This is a genomic window from Collinsella sp. OM08-14AT, from assembly GCF_003438115.1.
Classification (GTDB): domain Bacteria; phylum Actinomycetota; class Coriobacteriia; order Coriobacteriales; family Coriobacteriaceae; genus Collinsella.
Genome location: NZ_QSTE01000002.1, coordinates 166,507 through 187,237, shown reverse-complemented (window position 1 = coordinate 187,237; position 20,731 = coordinate 166,507). Strand labels below are relative to the sequence as shown.

The window sequence follows — 20,731 nt, the reverse complement described above, 5'->3', positions numbered from 1 at the left end:
GTGATGGACATGACGGATATGACGAGGGCGGCCGTGTCGCGCCGTCACTTTTTGCAGCTGGCTGGCGCCGGCATGCTTGCGCTGACGGGGACCGCGCTTACCGGTTGCGGCAACTCTACCAGCGGCGAGGGCTCCGACAAGGGGTCCAAGCTTGCGGCCATCAAGTCGCGTGGCCATCTGAATGCCGGTGTTAAGAAGGACGTTCCCGGCTATGGCTATTACGACACCGCCAAGGGTCGCTTTGAGGGCATGGAAGTTGATTTGTGCTACCAGATCGCCGCTGCCGTCTTTGGCGTGAGCTATAAGGAGGCCCGCGCCCAGGAGCTTGTCGAGTTTACCGACGTAACGCCCAAGACACGCGGCCCGCTGATCGATAACGGCCAACTCGACGTGGTCGCGGCGACCTACACCATCACCGACGAGCGCAAAAAGAGCTGGGATTTCTCGACGCCGTACCGCACCGACTACGTTGGACTCATGGTCAAGAAGCGTTCGGGCTTTACCTCGATTGAGGATCTGGACGGCAGGGTCATCGGCGTGAGCCAGGGTGCTACCACGCAGGGCCTGATCGAGCAGATGATCAAGGACAATGGCTTTAGCTGCAAGCCTGAGTTTAGGGCCTTTAGCGGCTACCCCATCATCAAGAGTTCGCTCGACGCCGGCAATATCGACGTCTTTGCCATGGACCGCTCCACGCTGGCCGGTTACATGAACGAGACCGTTGAGCTGCTGCAGCCCGAGGTCAAGTTTGGCGAGCAGGGCTATGGCGTGGCGACCAAGAAGGGCTGCGACCTTTCGACCGTGGTCGATCAGGTGATTTGCGATCGCCTGGCCGATGGCTGGCTCGACCAAGAGGTCAAGACCTGGGGTCTTGTATAGGCGCATCGTCCAAGGAAGGAATCAAATGCTCGAAGGATTATTTGACGCCGACCGTTGGTCGACGACATTTCAAAACATGGGGCCCTTCTGGGAGGGCTTTGGCGTGACGCTGCAGGTGGTCGTTGCCGGTCTGCTGCTGTCGCTGGTGCTGGGCACGCTGCTGGGCGTGTTCTCTACCACTCGCTCGCGCTTGCTGCGCGCCATCAGCCGCGTGTACGTGGAGTTTTACCAGAACACCCCGTTGCCCGTGCAGGTGCTCTTTATGTACATGGCCGGCCCGCAGTTTTTGCAGGCCATAACCGGTGCCGACCAGCCGGTGCGCATCGCGCCGTTCGTGCTGGGCTTCTTGGGTGTGGGTCTGTATCACGCGGCCTACATTTCGGAGGTCATCCGCACTGGTATCGAGGCGGTTCCGCGCGGTCAGATGGAGGCGGCCCAGAGCCAGGGCTTCACACGTGCGCAGGCATACTGGTACATCGTGCTGCCCCAGACGTTCAAGATCATTCTGCCGCCGCTGTGCAACCAGGCGCTCAATCTGGTCAAGAACACGTCGGTGCTGGCGCTCGTGGCCGGCGGCGACCTTATGTACCGTTCCGACAACTTTGTGAGTCTGTACGGTTACCTGCAGGGATACATCGTCTGCTGCCTTATGTACTTCATCATCTGCTTTCCGCTCGCCATGCTGGTGCAGTGGCTCGAGCGCAGCTCCAAGGAGCGTCCGCGCGGCGTGAGCCTGGCCGAGCTGGGGCTCGACAACGTAGAGGAGGCCTAGCGCATGGAAATCTTCAACGCGACCAACCTGCTCTACATTTGGGGCGGCTTTGTTAAGACCATCGAGATCTCGGCGCTGTCGATCTTTTTCTCGCTCATCTTTGGCACGGTGCTGGCGCTCGTTAAAAGCTATGCGCCCCGCCCGTTCCGTATTTTGGTGAGCGCCTATATCGAGCTGTTCCGTTGTACGCCAAACCTGCTGTGGATCCTGTTTATCTACTTTACGGTGCAGGGTTTGGACATTGTGATTTCGACCATCGCCTTTACGCTGTTTACCAGCGCCGTTATGGCCGAGATTGTGCGCGGCGGTCTCAACTCGATTCCGCGCGGCCAGTTTGAGGCAGCGCAGAGCCAGGGCTTCGGCTTTTTTGCCACCATGCGCTACATCATTCTGCCGCAGACGTTTAAGACGATCATTCCGGCGCTGTTTAGCCAATGCACGACGGTCATCAAGGACAGCTCGTATCTTTCGGGCATTAACGTGGCCGAGCTCATGTACACGGCAAATGTCGTGATGGCCCACGCGATCGACCTGTCGCAGGTGCTTATGCTCTACGGTCTGGTGTTTGCGATGTACTTTGTGCTCAACTTTGGTATCTCGCTGCTGGTGAGAGCGTATCAGAGGCGAATGGTGGCAGCGTAGAACGTGGCAAAGGGACAGCCCCTTTGTCACATAGAGAAAGGAATCGCGATGAGCGATCTGGAGAACAAGAAGAATCCTGTGGTCATTACCATCGCGCGCGACTTTGGCGCCGAGGGCCACGAGATTGGTCGCATGCTTGCCGACGAGTTGGGGATTCCGCTGTATGACAACGAGCTGCTGGTACGTGCGTCGCTGCGCGCGGGCGAGTCGCTCGACAAGATGGCTGCCTACGACGAGCGCCTGGCCGTGGAGAACGTGGCGTTTCTGCCCGACCGCTACGATGCGCGTTCGTACTCGGATAAGTTGTTCCAAAAGATGAGCCAGGTGATTTTGGATCTGGGCGAGACCGAGAGCTGCATTATCGAAGGCCGCCTGTCCGATTATCTGCTGCGCAACAACCCCAATCACATTGCCGTGCTGGTGACCGCACCCTTTGAGGACCGCGTCGAGATCGTGCGCAAGAAGCGCGGCCTTAACAAAAAGAAGGGCGCCAAGCTGGTCAAGCAGCAGCAGAAGGCGCGCGAGGCGTTCTATAAGCGCTATAGCGCCGGAAAGTGGAAGATGACGAGCGGCAAGGATATCGTCGTCAACCGCGCCAAGTTGGGCCGCGAGGGCTGTAAAGACGTCATCGCCGCTGCCTACCGCTACAAGCTGGCGCAACTCGAAGCCTAACCGATCAAAACCACCACAAAGGGGACAGGCACCTTTGTGGTGGTTTTTGTTTTAGGCCGAGGGGAAGGCCTTGGTGAGACCGGCGCGCGTCTGCGTGTCGGTCTTTTGGTAGATGGAGCTCAGGTGGCGCTGGACCATGCGCATCGAGATACCGAGCTCATCGGCGACCTGCTTGAGCGGGCGTTCGTCCTGGGTTACGGCCATGAGCACGTCGACCTCGCGCGAGGTGAGAGCGTGATCGGTGATGAAGACTTGACGCTGCTCCTCGATACTCGGTGCTGCCAGCGCCTCCTCGGCAAGCTGTTGATGTTCGCGCTCCTGCTCGGTTTGGGGCAGGCGGAATAGGCCCGCGGCAACGAATGCCACGCAGGCGGCGACGAGAAGCACGACCGCGCCAATCATGATGAGGGCGACGTTGCCAGAGGTCACAAGCGCAAGCGAGACGCCCGACGTGGTGAACGCGCACACGTTATTGGCCGCACGGCCCATGCCGGCCCAGAAGGCGGGCACGTGCATGCGCGGTGCCAGCTGAGTAAACGTGGCGGTAAAGAACGTGACGAAAAAGCCCGAGCTCAGGTAAAAGACAATGAGGCCCAGGTTGGGATCGGCGCCGGCCTCCACGGCCAGGATGGAAATGGTCGAGAGCACGGCGATGCCGAGCATGACAAGTCCCATGTATCGGCGCTCGGCAAGATCAAAGATGATGCCGGCGGCAAGGCCGCTCGCCGCCAAAAAGAGGCGCGGCCATGTTTGCACGGCAATGGTGCCGTGGGCGTTGGAGAGCGTGACCACGTTGTCGAGGGTGGAGAACAAGCAGGCGAGAATCATGACGAGCGCGATGCTCCAACACGCCTGCTTGGCAAGGGCGTGCGATGGCTCAACAAAGGGATTGATGGCGGGGCTGGAGCTCTCGGCAGCTTTTTGGGGAACGACGCTGAGGGCAGAGATGGCGATCGTTGCCGCGCCAAGAATGATGAGCTCGACGATGCCACCGCAATCAATCAGGTTGGTGACGAACTGCATCAGGATGCCCGCGGCATAGGCTGCTCCTGCGTCGGTGGCGAGTTTGGGGTCATCCTGGAATGCCAACGAAAAGGCATGGTGTGCCGCGCCGCCCAGTAGGCCGAGTCCGAGGAATGCGAGGCATCCCAGAATCTCGAGCGCAAGCGGACTCGTGGGGGACTGAATCTGAGTCAACCCCAAGATGGCGATGGGGACGGCGGCACTGACAACTGCCTGAGGCTGGCCTTTGCGCTGCGCGTGCCCAAGCAGCGGAGCGTATCCGATAAGGCCGATCACGCTGGCGCCTAGGATAAAGCCCTGTGCGAGCACAACACGTTCGGCACCGGAGAGCAGCCCGACATTGATATCGAAGCGAAACTCGGCGGCAAGGAAGGCGAAGGTGAAGAGCGCGAGTGCCAAAAGCGCGTTGATTTTAGACTTGCTCAGATTCAAGGATGGTCCTTTGGGTGGACGGAACAATCGTGCCCTCGATTGTAGACCAGGTCGGTAGGGGGTAAGCCTTTCGGGGGGCGCGCTTGGCAATCGCATGCTCGTTGCCTTTTGCGCTGGCAGATGCGCCACTTGAGAATTCGTGCCCTGGGATCCGGCTATCTTGCCGTAACATGGTGTTACAGAAGCACCCCTTACGACAAGGAGGCTCACATGCGAAAGCAAATCCATGACAACCCAATCGACCACGGCCACTCGTGCGCGCTCTCCCACGGAACATGGCGTCGCGTGGGCGCCAAGCTTGCCTGCGCGGGGGCCTGCGCGCTCATGGCCGGCCAGCTGCTGCTGCCGAGCGTGGCGCTCGCCGCCGAGTGGGTCAGCGTCGGCGGCACGCAGTACAACAAGGCCGCCGGCGACGAGGCAGGAACCTGGTCCTGGGATGGCGCTAACGACATGAAGCTCAACGGCTACGACGGCGGCTCCATCGGCGCCAAGGGCAACCTCAATATCGGCGTGACGGGCACCAACACCGTCACGGCCGATGCCGGTCAGAGCGCTATTGCTGTCAAGAACGGCAACCTTGCCATTACCGGCGACGGCACCCTTAATGCGACGGCCCAGACCGATGTGATTGCGGCGGAAGGCGACGGCAATGCGGGTGGCGATGTGACCATCAGCGGCGCCAACGTCAATGTGACGGCTTCGGGCGCAGTGAACAGTGCGACGGGCATTCGCGCGACGGCCGGCAGCGTGACGATCGATAAGGGCGCCGATGTCAAAATCGAGGCAAAATCGGCGGAAGGATCTTGGCGTCCAACGGTGGGCACCTACGGTATCTTTGCCGATAACCTTCCCAGTAGACACGCTGCTCAGGAAGGCGAGCAGGAAGAACCGGATTATGTCTCTGTGCACGGGGGCGACGTCACGATCGATGCCGCCAACCTGTCGATCAAGACAGCCGATGCCTGGCAGGTTTCCGTGTGCATCAATACGGTCGGTATCAAAAAGAATACCCTCATGAAAATCGTCAACGGAGCCGATGTCGTGCTTTCCGCCGGCAGTGCGGCTTCGCTCTCGGCGGGCATCAGCGCGCGTTCGCAAAGCGGTGCGGTGTGGATGCTTGTCGAGGAGTCGAATCTTACGTCTCGAAGCCTGTCTGCTGCAAACGGCATCGATGCCGTCCGCAATCAAAGTTTTGGAATCATGGCAGAGGCAAACACCGGGTCGGAAACGCCTCGTATCAAGATTCGCAAATCGAAGATTGAGGCTTCGGGCGCGACTGCGGGAATCTATGCGATCAACTGTAACGACGCGACTGCGACGCTGTTCCGTGCCGCGAGGATTGATTTGAGCGTGAACAATTTACACGGGCGCGCGATGATTACGACTCCGACGGATGGTGCCGTGCGCGATGTGAAAAAGGTTGTTGATACGGGGAAATGGCCGAGCTCCCAGAACGGGCAGGTCGTCGGTGTTGCCGGTTCGTCTGCTATTACGGATATCGTCGGTTCTGCCGAGGTCGCCCATGATGTAGTGATTGATTTTGGAGACGGGCAGGAGCCGGAGCCGACACCGGAGCCCGAGCCGACACCGGAGCCCGATCCCGATCCTATGCCCAATCCCGAGCAGAAGCCTGACCCCAAGCCCGTAGATAAGGACGCAAAGACCACCACGGCGGTTACCAAGACCGTTACGACCAAGACTGCCGCCGGCGCCAAAAACGCTTCCGGTGTTCTGGCTGCCACAGGCGACAACGCCGCGACGGCGGCGGCCGCCCTCGGCATCGCCGGTGCGTCCGTCATCGGCGCCGGTTTCGTTGCGTCCAAGCGCCGCAACCGCTAGCGTAATCTTTCATAGCCATTTTCAGCCGCCGCGCAGGCATAAATGCTCTTGCGGCGGCTCTTTGTATTTCCGCAGGTAGAGGCCTAGGTTCGCATCTACGAACCTAGGCGTGCGGAGTCATTTGGCACATCTTGGTGGTACAGGACCATCACAAAGGGGACAGGCACCTTTGTGGTGGTATGTCCCTACGACCAAGGAGGCCGTTATGAACGGAAGCCACTTTGACAAGCAAGCTCAACGTGAGTCCACCTGCTCGCTGGTTCACGGTACCTGGCGTTGTGTGGGTGCCAAAATAGCTTGCGCCGGCGCGTGCGCGCTTATGGTTGGCCAGCTGCTGCTGCCGAGCGTGGCGCTGGCGACGGAATGCGCCGATCCCGCCGCTGGGACGGATGAGGTTGCCGCGGCTCCGGTGACGCCGACGGTTGCGGAGGATACGGCTGCAACGACCGCACCAGCTGCTTCGACCGCGCCTGCAACCGATGCTGCTCCGGCGGCGCAAGCCACCGCTGAGCCTCAGCAGGCGGCCCCGACTGGCGCCACCGATGAATCCAACGATGCGGCACCCGCTGAACAAAATACTCCCAGCGACAACGCCGCCACGCCGGCGAATGACGCCATCATGCCCTGCGGTGTGACCGATGTTGTTGGCGGCAGCGGCGTTAGGGTCAATATTACGGTGCGGAACAATTACACCGACATCAAGAAAGAAGAAACGATTGAGTATGTGAAGGGGATTGCCCTTGTAGATGGAGACCAGTCTGCTCTCGATGGTAGCGCTTTGACTTTTATCGGCCTGGGGGACTTGATCGTCCATGCGGCGTATGACAGTGCGAGCAATAAAACAACGCTTACCCTGGATATCAGCAAGATTCAGAGACAGAAGGAGGAGAAGAAGTACTTTACGGAGTACAAGGAGAATAAGTCCAAGATGACGACCACCTATGATGGATCCAAGCTTACGTATACGGGTACAGAGCCCGGGAATATCATCATCGGTGATCCGGACGACGCCTTTAAAGGAGACACCGAGGCGACCGGGAAACCCACTATTAACGAGATCCGGGATGACTACTACACCCGCACCCATGTCTACGAGAGGGCGTGCCTTGTGATCTCGGCAGCGGAATCAGAATCGGAATCCATCTCCTTTGCCCATGTTCAGAATACGAACTTCAATTGGCAGCTGGATACTGGTCCGCAGGCGACGGCAGGTGTCCCTAACTACGATGCAGATAAATACGAAATCGCTTATGAATGCTGGCAGGAATTTGAAAACAACGAACCCGTTGCTGCCTGGTATTCCGATAACGGCTCACATGGTTCCCTGCCGACTATTACAAAGTTTAAAAGCGGGAAAGAGTACGTGTATTCTCTTATGCTGAAGCCAAAAGACGGATATTCCTTCAGCGATGAAACCGTTGTTACCGTAAACGGGGAAACCGTAAAGTCGAGTCTAAGCGGAGAATTCCTGTATGTCCCTGCTATTAAAACAATTACGATGCCTGCTTCGTCGGAAAACGAAGCTCTTGAGAATCTAAACGTCAACGATGTGAAAACCGACTACGCGCCCGGCGAGGCGCCGCGTGCGACCGCGACGATTCCTGCCGCCGATGCCGATAAGTATGAGATCGCCTATGAGTGCTGGGAGGAGATGGATGGCAGCGACCCTGCGGAGCTCAAGCCCGTTGCCTTCTGGTATTCCGACCCTTCCAAGTATCCGACGGGCGCGAGGAAGATCGAGCACTTTGAAGAGGGCAAGTTCTACATGTATTCCGTTGAGCTGAGGCTCAAGGACGACAATACCGTGGCCGATGACTGCATGATGTACGTCAACGGCCATTGGACGCACCACATCAAGACCGTCAACGGCGTCTTCGCGCCAAACGCTGACAATATGCTGTGCGAGCAGCCGATCGACGAATGGCGTGCCATCGACGTTATCGAGATCGACGGTGCCACGACCACCTTCAAGGCGGGCGATAAGCCGGTCTTTACGGCGAGTGTTCCGATGGGTTCCAACTCCCTTCCTCAGTGTGAGTTCTGGACGGGTAGCGACGGCAGCGAAGTGAACTCCCAGAAGTTCTGGGATCAGAACATTACAAACCACATCGATGCTTTTAAGCCTGGCGTGACCTATCGCTACGGCATCTACCTCAAGTCCGCGCGCGGCTTCTACTTCACGCCCGACACCAAGCTGGTGATCAACGGCGTGGAATGCGGCTACCAGGTCGCGGATAGCGTATCCGATGAGGACAGCGGCTGGATCTACACCCTGTGGCTCAACACTGATCTGACCTTTACGCCTGAAGCCACGCCGACTCCCGATCCGCAGCCTACGCCGGAACCCAAGCCGACGCCGCAGCCTGAGGTGAAGCCCGAGACCAAGCCCGCGACAAAGCCGGTCGCGACAGCTACCACGACCAAGACGGTTGAGAAGGCCACGCCGACCAAGAAGGGCGACGCCGTCCTGGCTGCCACGGGAGATACCACCGCAATGACGGTCACCGCCCTGGGCATCGCTGGCGCAACCGTTGCCGCCGCAGGCATCGCTGCGACCAAGCGTCGCAAGCGCTAGAGCTGGGTGACGGCTCTCGTTCTCGGCCTCAGCAAAATCTCAATCTGTAACACCAAACTGCCCAAAACGGATCTAGATGTTACAGATTGAGATGAACCGAATGGCCGCCAATCTAATGTCTCGATCTGTAACACCAAGCGGGGAATTTGACCTCTAACTGTTGCAGATCGAGACAAACTGGCCGGCCAAGTCCAGAACCGCCACAAAGGCGCCTGTCCATTTTGTGGTGGTTTGCGCAGGTAGAACGGTAGGTTCGTATATATGAACCTACCGTTCGCTTTGTTTTTGGACGACGATTACGCTGGATAACTTTTGGTTTGCAGGAAAGGAACGACCATGAGGTGGACCACTGTTCGAGCGCTTTGCCGCTGCCTGACCGTTGCCGCTGTGACCCTCACCATGGTGACGGGTTCGTTGCCCGCGGGCGCGTTTGCCGAGACCCTCACCACCGACGGCACTTTTGTGCAGACGGATAACGGCCAAGCAGCCAACGCTGCTCCCGCCGATTCGGCTGACGCCCAAATGTCAGACTCTGCTTCCGCCGACCCCGCGCCCGATGCCGGCGCTGCCGACCCCACAGTGCTCGATACCGGTGACGCCCCTGCGCCCCCGGACTCCGAGATTGCATCGGCGGCGGGCCTGACGGGCGCCGGACAGACCGAGAGCACACCTGCGGGTACGCTTGCCACCGATCTTGTCGAGGGCAAGGAGCTCGCCGAGCAGCAAAAGCAAGAGGAGGCTTCCGGCACCGAGGCGACCTGGAACGAGGAACTTGAACTCTGGGCAACCTCGAAGGGCGCCACGGGCGTAAAGGACGAATACGACGATGGCTACGTGGCCGGCGAGCAGACCCCCGCGCAGTACTACTTCTCGATTGATAGCCTCACCAACGAAATTTCTATCGAGTATGGCGACGCGGGCATTACCACGTTGGAGGTGCCCTCGACCATCGACGACAAAAATGTCGTAAGCCTTACGGGTATGGGAAGCGCTGCGCTCACATCGATTACCTTCGCCCCTAATTCGCATGTCCGCTCGGTTGGAGGCTTGGGCGGCAGCAGCATCAAAGAGATCGCACTGCCCGATTCGGTCGAGGAGCTCAAGAGCTATGCATTCTACAAAAGCAAGACGCTCCAAACGGTAACCTGGCCCAACAACGCGGCCTTTACCACGATTCCCGAGCAGGCCTTTAAGGAATGTGAACAACTTGACGACAAGGTGGTGGCAACGCTGCCGCCTTCGGTCAAAACTATCGACTATCTTGCATTCGCCTATTGCGGCGTGCCACAGTTCTATGTCTCGGACACAACAGTGCTCACCTTTACGCAGATCAATGTGCCGGGCACGGTGGAGCGGATTGAGCGCAATGCCTTTGACGGGTGCTCCTTTGTGTCGTCGGTGACGATCGGCGACGGCGTTAAATATATCGGAGCGCACGCGTTCGCCTCTCTTGATCCTGCGATTGCCGGCAAAGAGATTGTGCTACCCAAAAGCGTGGAAATGATAGAGTGGGGAGCTTTTGAGAACACGAGATACGGAAACGAGACGAACCATAATGCCGTTGCCCTGCGCGTGATGAACCCCGATCTTCGGTTTGGTGAGGCGGGCTATCCGGGCGACTATAATGAGCGCGTGACAATCGATGGCGTAACGTATGCGATTCCCTTTAGTGAAGGCCAGACCATCTATGCCTATGCGACCGATTCGGCTGGCAACCCCTCGATGGTCAAAAAGCTTGCCGATGCCGTGGCCGATCGCAAGGACTCCGTCGATTCCTCGAAGCCTGCTTACACGTTTGAGTGGATGGGCGAGGCGGCCCAGGTGACGAGCAAACTTCCCCAGAGCGCGACGGCTACACTCGTGCAGGCGGGGCAGTCCACGCCGCTGGCGGTTGGCGATGACGGCAGCTTTACAGCGGACGCTCTCTCCAAGACAGCAGCCACCCTGCGCATTTCGCTCAGCGGTTACTATGACATGGTGCTGGCGCGCCCGGGCGACCAGATGACGGGCACATGGAATATCGGAGAGATTAAGGCGGAGGACTTTACCAAGATTCCGGCCTCGCGCGCGATTGAGCTCAACGTGGGCTATCTTGAACCGATTGTGGGCCAGGATAAGACCGAACGCATTGAGCTCGATAGTCTCGATAAGATCGATCTGACGGTGAAGAGCGGCGGCAAGACGCTTAAGCCTGCCAAGGGTGACAAAGAAAACGACTTCCGTATCCAGGGCACAGCACTTGTGGTGTCGCAGGCCATTGCCGACGCGGACCAGGATCTGGAGATAACGCTCGAGCCCAAAGACAGCCTCAGGCTGGGTGGGGCGACGGCGACGGTGAAGCCTTCGGCCGGCAAGGTCGATATCGACTTGAAGCCCTGGGGTACGGCGACAGTCACGACCAAGGGCGACTACCAGGGCGCCAACCGCGTGCTGGTGTTCCGTACGTCCGACGGCAAGCTAGTTGCCGACGGTGTCACCTGTCTGATGGGTTACGAAGACGATGGCACCACGCCTATCATGAAGGCCGAGACGCCGCGCCTTAAGGCCGGTTCTTACACCATCGTTGCCTTTAACAAGACGAGCTACGACATCCAAGCGACGAGCTATTCCACGTTTAGCCGCCTAGGGCTGACCGTGGGTAAGCATATCGCGCAAAAGCAGGTGAAGATTGAGGACGGCAAACAGCTCGACGTGACGCTCGACGTCCCCACGTTTGACGTGGAGACGTATCGTGCCGAGCGTGGGCTGACGGCGGGCTCGGTTATCGCTGATTCGTCCGCGGTCGTTGGCGTGGAGACCGAGCTGCGCATTCATTACGAGCTCAAGGACAGCCAGGCTGCCAAGATTGAGATTCCGCTGGCCAAGGATGCCGTCGAGGATGTGTCCGCTGGCTCTCGCGACCCCGGCGATAGCTCCCATACATGGTGGACTGACGCGACGTGGAAGGGCGATAACCTCGTTCTCAATATGAAGAAGGGCATGGGCGCCGATGTGTTTGTGCGCTTTAAGCCTAAGGCCGCAGGCATCTATGCCATCTCGCCGCTTATTACGCTGGGCGAGGTGACATTGCCGCTGGGAAGCACCACACTCGAGGTTAGCGGATCGCGCATCGAGGTCGACAACACCGACGTTCACAGCCTGCTGGGCAATGTGGCCTACGTTTATGCGGCGCCGGGCAAGAGCGTGCAGCTCACCGTGGGGACGGGCTCGTCGGCTGCAAAGTACACCGGCAAGACCAATAAACTCGGCCGTGCCAAGATTGAATACGAGCTGCCGCAGGATACGCTTGCCGCCGAGCGCGTGACGCTCGAGGCGCGCGTGGGCTCGACCGATGTTGCCGCCGCTGCTGCCGAGGTAACGGCTCGCAATTATGTGCGCTATGTTCCGGGTGCTTCGGTCTGGAACTTTGATGTGACGTATCGTGGCGGTACGCAAAACCTGGTCAAGGACGGCAAGGACACCGGCAAGAGCCTGTGGACCTTCCATCATCTGCCACAAAAGAAGAACGCCTACTGGACCTTTGACATCACGCTTGAGGTGGGAAACGAAGAGGCCGCCGACACGCTCGACCTGTACGTGGACTGCGTGGATGGCAAGACGGTGACGATTCCTCTGACTCAAAAGTCGCGCGAGGGCACCCGTGTGCGCTATGTGGCGGAGTATGTGGACGAGGGTTACCTTAAGCTGCTCGACGAGTTTAACAAGGCGAATGACTCGACCTATGTGAACTGCGGAAACTTTGAGCAGATCTTTATGCCGCAGACCTACCGCATCTCCAATGCTCAGCTTATGACCATGCTGAGTTTTGACGCCAACGCTTCGGCCAAAAAGCATTCCGCCGCGGCCGAGGAGCGCCAGCAGGAGTTCTCGAATGCCGTGCAGCAGTGGCACGAGTATATGATGGATAACTCTTTTAACGATGTCGACGAGGCCTTTAACGATGCGATTGACCAGATGGTCGCCGATGCGCTTGCCGAGGAAGAGAAGGGCGGTAAAGAGGACGAAGCCCAAGGTGGAGCTGCCCGCAAGGCTCGTCGCGCCCCCGCCGCCAGCGACGGCGAGGGTGATGATGCTGGCAACGACGAGGCCGCGCAGTTTGCCGCCGAGCTTAAGGTTGCGGTTGGCGGCTCGTCGGCGCTGCTGACCAAGCAGGGCGACAGCTATGGCGTCAACGTGGACAAGATGATCTTTGAGGACGCGTACGGCACCGGTGAGGATTGGTACCAGGAACTCGCGTCGGCTCAGGGTGCAAGCGCTGCGGATGCGGCGGCCATCAAGGAACTTGTCGACCATGCGTCGCGAGCGGAGTTTATTGCCCAGCAGGCCGAGGATCTGGTGGGCCAGTCGATGGGTATCGGCCAGCTCAACCAATACGGAAGCTGGAATGACGCAACCGCTGCGGCGCTCAACAAGTGTGCGGGCATTAAGGCCAGCGAGTACAACGGCCAGTCGACGAGCGGGTTTAACGATTTGGGCCAGGCGCTCGGCAGCTCGCTGAGCTACAAGGCGGCTGACGACGATACCGTCAAGGGCTTTAAGGTCGCCGCGCCCGATGGCGACGAGACCGCTTACATTGAGTCGTAGTTTATCGAGAACTCCAATAACAACAAGAACCAGGCGCTGCTGTTTAACTCAATCGCCATGCAATGCGACATTTTGGACAATCTGTACGATAACTGGAACGTAGTCCACAGCCTCAATAACTCTACGATTCGCGGTTGGCTTATGGCTTGGAAGCGCAACGGTGACGTCAGCGCCCACATGAAGCTCATCCGCACGATCCGTTCGCTCAAAAGCTACAAGATCGAGTGTGAGATGTTCGGCCAGGTCTTTAAGACCGATGCGTGGAAGGCGGCCGGCCAGGCGTTTCCCGCGGCGACCCAGGGCATCGGCATCTTTACCGGCATTTACGGCGTGAACGATGCCAGCAAGAACTGGGAGAACGTGAACGTCCGTATGCAGAAGGTGAAGGGCGAGCGCGAGGGCTATGAGCTTCAGCATACGCGCTTGCTTGCCAAGCCCGAGAAGACCGAGGACGACTGGAAGTGCATTTACGCGCTGCGCGACGCCATGGAGAAGGCGCGTGCGTTTGAGGATCTGCTGTATCGCCAGCTCTGCCACGATAGCACCGATGTGGCGGTGGGCTCCATTATGACAATCGCCGGCGTGCTGACGGCCGGTTCGGCGGGTACCGTGGTGGGCGCTGCCTATGACGCGGCTTCGACGAGTGTGGGCTCGGAGCGCGCGATTAAGCTGACCAATGCCGAGTGCGCCTACGATGTCGCCTGTGAGCAGGTGGAGCGCGCGTGCCAGAATCGTATTACGGTCAACTGGGGTGAGCTGACCGATGCCGAGGTCTACAAGGCCAACAAGGACGGCTTGATCTCGGACGAGAAGATGCAGTCGATCTTCGAGGCGCGTTATCGCAATGTGGCTGCCAAGGCTGCACCCGACCCTGCGGGCGTGGTGTACGAGGGCCTGTTGTCCAATACGGTCGAGGGCGCAACGGTTGAGCTGTGGAGCGCCGACGATGCCGCCGGTACCAATGCAGTGCGTTGGGATGCCGAGGAGTATGAGCAGGACAATCCGCTTGCAACGGGTGCGGACGGTGCATACAACTGGAATACGCCGACCGGATGGTATCAGGTGCGCGTGACCAAGGACGGGTATGAGGAGGCGCGTTCGGCTTGGCTGCGCGTGCCGCCGATTCAGACCGAGGTGAACATTGGCTTGGTGTCGACGGCGGCGCCCGAGGTGGCTTCGGCCCATGCCTATACCGATTGCGTCGAGGTTGAGTTTACGCAGTATATGGATGCGAGCGACGATGCCCTGGTCGCATTGTGCGCGCAGGGCTTGGGCGACGTGACGTATACGTGGCTCGACAAGCAGGACGATCCCAATGGCAAGCCGTTGTCGCGCGTGCTGCGCATTCGCTATGCCGATGCGCGTGAGGCGGGCTCGACGGTGTCGTTTGAGCTCGACGGTGCTCGCAACTACGCCGGCAAGGCCATGGCGCGCTGGGCAAGTGGCGAGCTTGTCGTGGGCGTTCGTGCCGACAAGCTCAAGCTCAACGTGGAACAAGCTGTGACCATGCTTGAGGGCGGCGACTTTGAGCTGGTGGCACACGTGACCGATAAGGCGGGCAAGCCGTTTGCGGGCGCCAAGGTTAGTGTTGGGCTGGAGTCCTCGGCTATCTGCTCTGTCGATGCCACCCAAGCCGTGACGGGCGAGGACGGCGCGGCGACGTTTGTGCTGCATGGTGCTCTGCCCGGTTTGACGACGTTGACGGCGGCGGTGGACGGCACGGCGCTGTCCAAGCAGGTCGACGTGCGCGTGTCTGCCGAGGCAGTGCGACCGGCGCGACCGGTGGCGACGATTGGTGCGACGACGTTTGGTGCATGGTCGCCCAAGGAGAACTACATTACGGTGCCCAAGGGCACGAAGCTGGAGCTTTCAGCCGAGGACGGCACGACGATTTGGTACACCACCAACGACACCTGCCCCTGCCGTGACGAAGGCCGCGTAAAGTACACCGAGCCTATTGCGCTCGATAGCAATATGTATGTGCGCATTGCGGCGCAGCGTCCCGGCATGTCGTATAGCGAGTATTCGGAGCGCTTGAACATTACGATTACGGTGACCGATGAGGCGACGCCCGATCCCGAGCCGGAGCCCGAACCCAAGCCGGAACCCAAGCCGACGCTTGGCGGCGGTGAGCAGGGTGGCGGTGCGGATGGCTCTGGCGGTACCGGGGCTCCTGCGGGTGGTTCGACTTCGACGACGACCACAGTGACGACGGACAAGTCCAAGGGTAAGGGCAAGAACGGTAAGAAGTCCGGCGGCACGGAGCTCGCCAGCACGGGTGACTCCGCCGCGATGACGGTCGCCGCTCTGGGCATCGCCGGCGCAACCGTAGCCGTGGCCGGCATTGCTGCAACCAAGCGTCGCAAGCGCTAGGTTTTGGTGGCAGCACCTATCCTCGGCTTCGTCAAAATCTAAATCTGTAACACCAGGCCAGTAAAAATGGCTCTAGGTGTTACAGATTTAGATGAACGGTCCGGCCGTCAGCCTAATGTCTCGATTTGTAACACCAAGCGGGATATTTGGCCTCTAACTGTTACAGATCGAGATGAACGGGCGGACGTTCGCACAATATCTTGATCTGCAACAACTACGAGGCTCAACAGGGTCTGGCTGTTACAGATTGAGACAAACGTCGGAATTGGTTCGCCGGCCAAGTCCCCAACCACCACAAAGGTGCCTGTCCCCATCGTGGTGGTTTGGGCGGTCGGCATAGAAAAAGTCCCCGCCGGGCGTGTGCTCGACGGGGACTTTGCCGTTTGATGGCTAGCGCTGTGGGTGATTACTCGCCCAGCAGGCTCTTGGTGATGGAAGCAGCGGCCTTCTTGCCGGCGCCCATCGCCAGAATGACCGTAGCGGCACCGGTGACGATGTCGCCGCCAGCCCAGATGCGGGGATCGGTGGTCTGGCCGGTCTCCTCGTCGGCAACGATGTAGCCCCACTTGTTGAGCTCCATCTTGCCGCCGATCTTCTTTGCGAAGGGGTTGGCGTTGGTGCCGATGGCCGAGATCGCGACGTCGCAGGGAATCTCCTCGATGGCACCCTCGATGGGCACCGGGCGACGACGGCCGGACTCGTCAGGCTCGCCGAGCTCCATCTTCTGGACCTTGACGGCGCACACGGAGCCATCCTCGCCAGCGACAAACTCGAGCGGGGAAACGAGCGGCAGAACCTCGACGCCCTCGGCCTTGGCGTGGTGCAGCTCGGCGCGACGGCAGGGCATCTCGTCCTCGGTACGACGGTAGGCGATGATGGCGTGCTCGGCGCCCAGACGCTTGGCGGTACGGACGGCGTCCATAGCCACGTTGCCGCCACCAAAGACGACGACGTTCTTGCCGTGCTTGGTGGGGGTGTCGTACTCGGGGAACTTGTTGGCCTTCATCAGGTTCACGCGGGTGAGGTACTCGTTCGCGAAGAAGACGTTGGGCAGGTTCTCGCCGGGGACGTTGAGGAACTTGGGCAGGCCAGCGCCGGTTGCCACGTAGATGGCGTCGAAGCCCTGATCGAACAGCTCCTCGGCCGTGGCCATGTTGCCCACGACGGAGTTGTACTCAAACTTGACGCCCATGTCCTCCAGGCCGTCAATCTCGCGCTTGACGACTGCCTTGGGCAGACGGAACTCGGGGATGCCGTAGACCAGCACGCCGCCGCCGGTGAAGAAGGCCTCGAAGACGGTGACGTCAAAGCCGTTGCGGGCGAGCTCGCCGGCGCAGGTGATGCCGGACGGGCCGGAGCCGACGACGGCGACCTTCTTGCCGTTCTTGGGAGCCATCTTGGGGGTGGAGGCGAGCTCGGGGCGGTCACCCAGGAAGCGCTCGAGCTGGCCGATGGCCACGGGCTCGGACTTCTTACCACGGATGCACTTGCCCTCGCACTGGTTCTCCTGCGGGCAGACGCGGCCGCAGATGGCGGGAAGCATGGAGTCCTCGCGGATGGTATCGAGAGCGCCGCCGAAGTCCTTCGCGCGGATCTGCTCGATAAAGCGGGGGATGTTGATGTTGACGGGGCAGCCCTCGACACAGAACGGCTTCTTGCAGTTGAGGCAGCGCTCAGCCTCGGCCAGCGCCATCTCCTCGGTGAAGCCCTTGTCGACGGGGCGGAAGTCGCAGGCGCGCTCGGCAGCCGGCTCCTCGTTATCGGGGGTGCGGGGCGACTTCATATCGGCAACGAAACGACCGTTAACTAGTGGCATGCGCAGCTCTTTTCCTCATAGGCCTTGAGGGACTCGCCCTCTTCGGAACGGTAAGCGGCCTGGCGGGCACGAAGGTCATCCCAGTCGACCAGGGTGGCATCGAAGTCGGGGCCGTCGACGCAAGCAAACTTGGTCACGCCGCCCACCTCGACGCGGCAGCAGCCGCACATACCGGTGCCGTCAACCATGATGGGGTTGAGCGACGCGGTGATGGGGGTGTTGTACTTCTGGGCGGTGAGGGTCGAGAACTTCATCATCGGAACGGGGCCGACGCAGAAGACCTGGCTCACGGCCTTGTCCTGCAGCAGGCGCTCCAGCGGAGCGGTGACAACGCCCTGCTCGCCGTAGGAGCCGTCATCGGTGGTGATGTGGATGTGGTCCTCGTCGAGGAGCTCGCGGAACTGGTCCTCCATGAGCAGGAGGTCCTTGGTGCGGGCGCCCATGATGGCGTGCACCTCGTGGCCGGTCTCGACCAGGTGCTTGGCGACCGGGAAGGCAATTGCCAGGCCGACGCCGCCGCCAATGACGGCGCAGGGGCCCTCGGCCATCTCGGTGGGAACGCCCAGCGGGCCCACGACGTCGCGCAGCGACTCGCCGGCCTCATAGGTGGAAAGCATCTCGGTGGTCTTGCCGATCACCATGAAGATGAACTCGACCCAGCCCTCGTCACCGTTCCAGCCAGCCAGGGTAAACGGGACGCGCTCGCCCGTCTCGTTGGCGCGAACCATGAGGAACTGTCCAGCGTGCGCATGTTTGGCGATTGCGGGCGCCTCGATGCGGAACTTGAACACCTTCTCCGAGAACTGCGTCTTCTCCAGGATCTTATACATAGAACCCCTCTCTTGTTAGGGCCGCCGAACCGTGCCTCCACGGAAATGGACGGTAGCCCGAGTAAAACCGTACGCGCACAGGCGTTGTGCAGACATACGGTGCAAATTATACCCTCATGGACATGCTGTTTACGTGTGTCTTCGGCGGTTGGGAAAAGGGTTTATCCCGACCTACCAAAAAGGGACAGGTTTATTTTGGTCGGTTTTATCAGGCAAAACGACAAAGGGGGCCGGCCTCGCGCTTCGTTGAGGCCGGCCCCCTTTGGAGCGTTATGCATGTATGGTGGCAGCGTGTTTATTGCGATGCGGCCACCGCGGCGTTTCCGCAGATAAACCTGCCAAAATTAACATCCCTAAATGGTAGGTTTTAGTGTTTGCCGTTGGCGGAAGCGGCGCCGTTTACGTGATCGCGGGCGTAGATTACGCCGTGGACGATGGCCAAACCGGCGGCATCTGCGGCGCGGGCGCAGGTGTCCTGGAAGTCCTCGGCCTCGCGGGCGCGCAGCTGCTTGAGCACATAGTCTGCCACGGCCATCTTGCCGGGAGGGTTGCCGATGCCGGTGCGGATACGGCTAAAGTCGCGGCTGCCCATCTTGTCGATGATGGAGCGCAGGCCGTTGTGGCCGGCGTGGCCACCGCCCACCTTGACGCGCACGTCACCGGCGGGAATGTCAAGCTCGTCGTGGATGACGAGCAGCTCCTCGGCCTTGATCTTGTACTCGCGGCAGAGCTTGGAGATGGGTCCGCCCGAGGTATTCATATACGACTGCGGCTTGACCAGCACGATCTGGCGCTTGCCACCCTCTTCCTCGGGATCGTTGATGTTGATGAGTGCGACCTCGGCGCCGGCCTGGTTTTTCCAGTACGTGACGCCGGCCTGACGGGCCAGCTCGTCAATCGCCTTAAAGCCGGCGTTGTGGCGGGTCTCGGCATATTCCTCGCCCGGGTTGCCAAGCCCGGCAACCATGCGAATCTTAAGCGGCTGTGCAGCTGCCATGTTTGTCCTCCGTTACGTAAATAGTTCAATCAACGACAAAGGCTACCACGCCCGCCGAAGGCGAGACTTCGTTTCAGCGAAATCCCACCAGACAAAAGCGTGGCCGCGGCAGAGCGAGCCGTCGGAACAGAAGAAACCCCCGCGCGACCTTTGCGAAGCAAGGGGGAGCGCGGGGGTTTCTTCTGTTCCGACGGCGATGCGCCGGGTTGCAAGGACGATGCGACTACAGCGCGAAGTCGCCGCCGACGAGCGTGGAGACGGGCTCCTCGTGGTAAACGGCGGAGATGGCCTGAGCGAACTCCTCGGCGACCGAGATAGTCTTGATCTTGCCGCCGACCTCGACGGGGATGGCGTCGGTGACGACGCACTCGACGATGGGGGCATCGTTCAGGCGCTCGATGGCCGGACCGGAGAAGATGCCGTGGGTGGCGCAGACGTAGATGTCACCGGCGCCCATAGCCTTGAGCTCCTTGACGTTGGCGCACAGGGTGCCAGCGGTGTCGATCATGTCGTCGTTGATGATGCAGGTCTTGCCCTTGATGTCACCGATGATGCCCATGACCTCGGCGGCGTTGTGGCGCGGACGGCCCTTGTGGGCGATGGCCAGGTCGCAGCCGAGCATGTCGGACAGCTTCTTGGCGGCCTTGGCGCGACCCACGTCGGGGGAGACGACAACCAGGTTGTCGGTGTCGAAGTGCATGTCGTTGTAGTACTGGCCAAACAGCGGCAGTGCGGACAGGTGGTTAACCGGGATATCGAAGAAGCCCTGGATCTGGCCCTGGTGCAGGTCGAGGGTGATAATGCGGTTGACGCCGGCGCGCTCGAGCAGGTTGGCGACGAGGCGGGCGGTGATGGGCTCGCGCGGGCCGGCCTTGCGGTCCTGGCGGGCATAGCCGTAGTGGGTGATGACGGCGGTGATGGAGCGGGCGGATGCGCGCTTGGCAGCGTCGGTGGCGATGAGCAGCTCCATGAGCATGTCGTTGACGTTGCCGCCGGCCACGGACTGAATCAGGAAGACGTCGGCGCCGCGGACGGTCTCGTCGTAGCGGGCGTAAATCTCACCATTGGCGAACTGCTTTAGCGTAAGGCCCGAAAGCTCGACCCCAAGGTACTCAGCAATCTTCTGAGCGAGGGGACGGTTGGAGGAACCGGAATACACGCGGATGGACTTGCGCATATTCTCCGACTTCTCGGGATCATTAATCGGCATTACCCTTCTCCTTTATACATCGAATGCCATATAGATGCCTTGTTGCATTGTAACCGCGCGGCGGGGTTTATCGGGTCCTGATAACGT

At 60.1% G+C, this 20,731-nt stretch carries 13 protein-coding genes; 8 read left to right on the top strand and 5 right to left on the bottom strand.

The genetic code is table 11. The features are described from left to right. Nucleotides 1-3: 3 nt before the first annotated feature. Genes DXC18_RS02215 through DXC18_RS02200 form a run of 4 tightly spaced genes read left to right on the top strand, consistent with a single transcriptional unit; the run spans nt 4 to nt 2,965 of the window. On the top strand, nt 4-879 hold the full coding sequence (locus DXC18_RS02215; protein ID WP_117716187.1) for a transporter substrate-binding domain-containing protein: 876 nt from the start codon (nt 4-6) through the stop codon (nt 877-879). Between the two features lie 25 nt (nt 880-904). Beyond that, entirely contained in the window at nt 905-1,651 is a 747-nt protein-coding gene (locus DXC18_RS02210) for an amino acid ABC transporter permease (protein WP_117716186.1), read from the top strand. A 3-nt stretch (nt 1,652-1,654) separates the two neighbouring features. Then, complete coding sequence (locus DXC18_RS02205; RefSeq protein ID WP_006235796.1) at nt 1,655-2,293, top strand: amino acid ABC transporter permease; 639 nt, start codon at nt 1,655-1,657, stop codon at nt 2,291-2,293. 48 nt (nt 2,294-2,341) lie between these two features. Continuing rightward, complete coding sequence (locus tag DXC18_RS02200) at nt 2,342-2,965, top strand: AAA family ATPase (protein ID WP_117716185.1); 624 nt, start codon at nt 2,342-2,344, stop codon at nt 2,963-2,965. Nucleotides 2,966-3,016: 51 nt separating this feature from the next. On the opposite strand, the gene DXC18_RS02195 is transcribed toward DXC18_RS02200, so the two are convergent. Further along, complete coding sequence (locus DXC18_RS02195; RefSeq protein WP_158551946.1) at nt 3,017-4,420, bottom strand: LuxR C-terminal-related transcriptional regulator; 1,404 nt, start codon at nt 4,418-4,420, stop codon at nt 3,017-3,019. Nucleotides 4,421-4,630: 210 nt separating this feature from the next. On the opposite strand from DXC18_RS02195, the gene DXC18_RS10545 reads away from it, so the two are divergent. The 4 genes from DXC18_RS10545 (at nt 4,631) to DXC18_RS02175 (ending at nt 15,791) form a co-directional block, all read left to right on the top strand. Further along, nucleotides 4,631-6,259: an LPXTG cell wall anchor domain-containing protein gene (locus DXC18_RS10545; RefSeq protein WP_199412170.1), complete on the top strand. Its 1,629-nt coding sequence runs from the start codon at nt 4,631-4,633 to the stop codon at nt 6,257-6,259. Nucleotides 6,260-6,464: 205 nt separating this feature from the next. Further along, on the top strand, nt 6,465-8,834 hold the full coding sequence (locus DXC18_RS02185; RefSeq protein ID WP_117716183.1) for an LPXTG cell wall anchor domain-containing protein: 2,370 nt from the start codon (nt 6,465-6,467) through the stop codon (nt 8,832-8,834). Between the two features lie 336 nt (nt 8,835-9,170). Next, nucleotides 9,171-13,418, top strand: coding sequence for a leucine-rich repeat domain-containing protein (locus DXC18_RS02180; protein ID WP_117716182.1), 4,248 nt, complete (start codon nt 9,171-9,173; stop codon nt 13,416-13,418). A 57-nt stretch (nt 13,419-13,475) separates the two neighbouring features. After that, nucleotides 13,476-15,791 (top strand): FN3 associated domain-containing protein, encoded by a 2,316-nt coding sequence (locus DXC18_RS02175; RefSeq protein ID WP_117716233.1) that lies wholly within the window; start codon nt 13,476-13,478, stop codon nt 15,789-15,791. Nucleotides 15,792-16,197: 406 nt separating this feature from the next. On the opposite strand, the gene gltA is transcribed toward DXC18_RS02175, so the two are convergent. The 4 genes from gltA to DXC18_RS02155 all read right to left on the bottom strand — a co-directional run bounded on the left by gltA (nt 16,198) and on the right by DXC18_RS02155 (nt 20,644). Further along, nucleotides 16,198-17,607, bottom strand: coding sequence for an NADPH-dependent glutamate synthase (gene gltA / locus DXC18_RS02170; RefSeq protein ID WP_117583700.1), 1,410 nt, complete (start codon nt 17,605-17,607; stop codon nt 16,198-16,200). Beyond that, nucleotides 17,598-18,437, bottom strand: a complete 840-nt coding sequence (locus DXC18_RS02165; protein ID WP_117716181.1) for a sulfide/dihydroorotate dehydrogenase-like FAD/NAD-binding protein — start codon at nt 18,435-18,437, stop codon at nt 17,598-17,600. The genes gltA and DXC18_RS02165 overlap by 10 nt, the downstream gene beginning before the upstream one ends. A 367-nt stretch (nt 18,438-18,804) precedes the next feature. Beyond that, entirely contained in the window at nt 18,805-19,434 is a 630-nt protein-coding gene (pth, locus tag DXC18_RS02160; protein ID WP_195246394.1) for an aminoacyl-tRNA hydrolase, read from the bottom strand. Nucleotides 19,435-19,657: 223 nt separating this feature from the next. Further along, entirely contained in the window at nt 19,658-20,644 is a 987-nt protein-coding gene (locus tag DXC18_RS02155; protein ID WP_089573682.1) for a ribose-phosphate pyrophosphokinase, read from the bottom strand. Nucleotides 20,645-20,731 lie beyond the last annotated feature (87 nt).

Bases quoted from the DNA above. Each gene is read 5' to 3' on its own strand.
- DXC18_RS02175 (WP_117716233.1), top strand. From the start codon at position 13,476: ATGCAATGCGACATTTTGGACAATCTGTACGATAACTGGAACGTAGTC.
- DXC18_RS02185 (WP_117716183.1), top strand. From the start codon at position 6,465: ATGAACGGAAGCCACTTTGACAAGCAAGCTCAACGTGAGTCCACCTGC.
- DXC18_RS02165 (WP_117716181.1), bottom strand. From the start codon at position 18,437: ATGTATAAGATCCTGGAGAAGACGCAGTTCTCGGAGAAGGTGTTCAAG.
- DXC18_RS02205 (WP_006235796.1), top strand. From the start codon at position 1,655: ATGGAAATCTTCAACGCGACCAACCTGCTCTACATTTGGGGCGGCTTT.
- DXC18_RS02210 (WP_117716186.1), top strand. From the start codon at position 905: ATGCTCGAAGGATTATTTGACGCCGACCGTTGGTCGACGACATTTCAA.
- gltA (WP_117583700.1), bottom strand. From the start codon at position 17,607: ATGCCACTAGTTAACGGTCGTTTCGTTGCCGATATGAAGTCGCCCCGC.
- DXC18_RS02155 (WP_089573682.1), bottom strand. From the start codon at position 20,644: ATGCCGATTAATGATCCCGAGAAGTCGGAGAATATGCGCAAGTCCATC.
- pth (WP_195246394.1), bottom strand. From the start codon at position 19,434: ATGGCAGCTGCACAGCCGCTTAAGATTCGCATGGTTGCCGGGCTTGGC.
- DXC18_RS02180 (WP_117716182.1), top strand. From the start codon at position 9,171: ATGAGGTGGACCACTGTTCGAGCGCTTTGCCGCTGCCTGACCGTTGCC.
- DXC18_RS02215 (WP_117716187.1), top strand. From the start codon at position 4: ATGGACATGACGGATATGACGAGGGCGGCCGTGTCGCGCCGTCACTTT.
- DXC18_RS10545 (WP_199412170.1), top strand. From the start codon at position 4,631: ATGCGAAAGCAAATCCATGACAACCCAATCGACCACGGCCACTCGTGC.
- DXC18_RS02200 (WP_117716185.1), top strand. From the start codon at position 2,342: ATGAGCGATCTGGAGAACAAGAAGAATCCTGTGGTCATTACCATCGCG.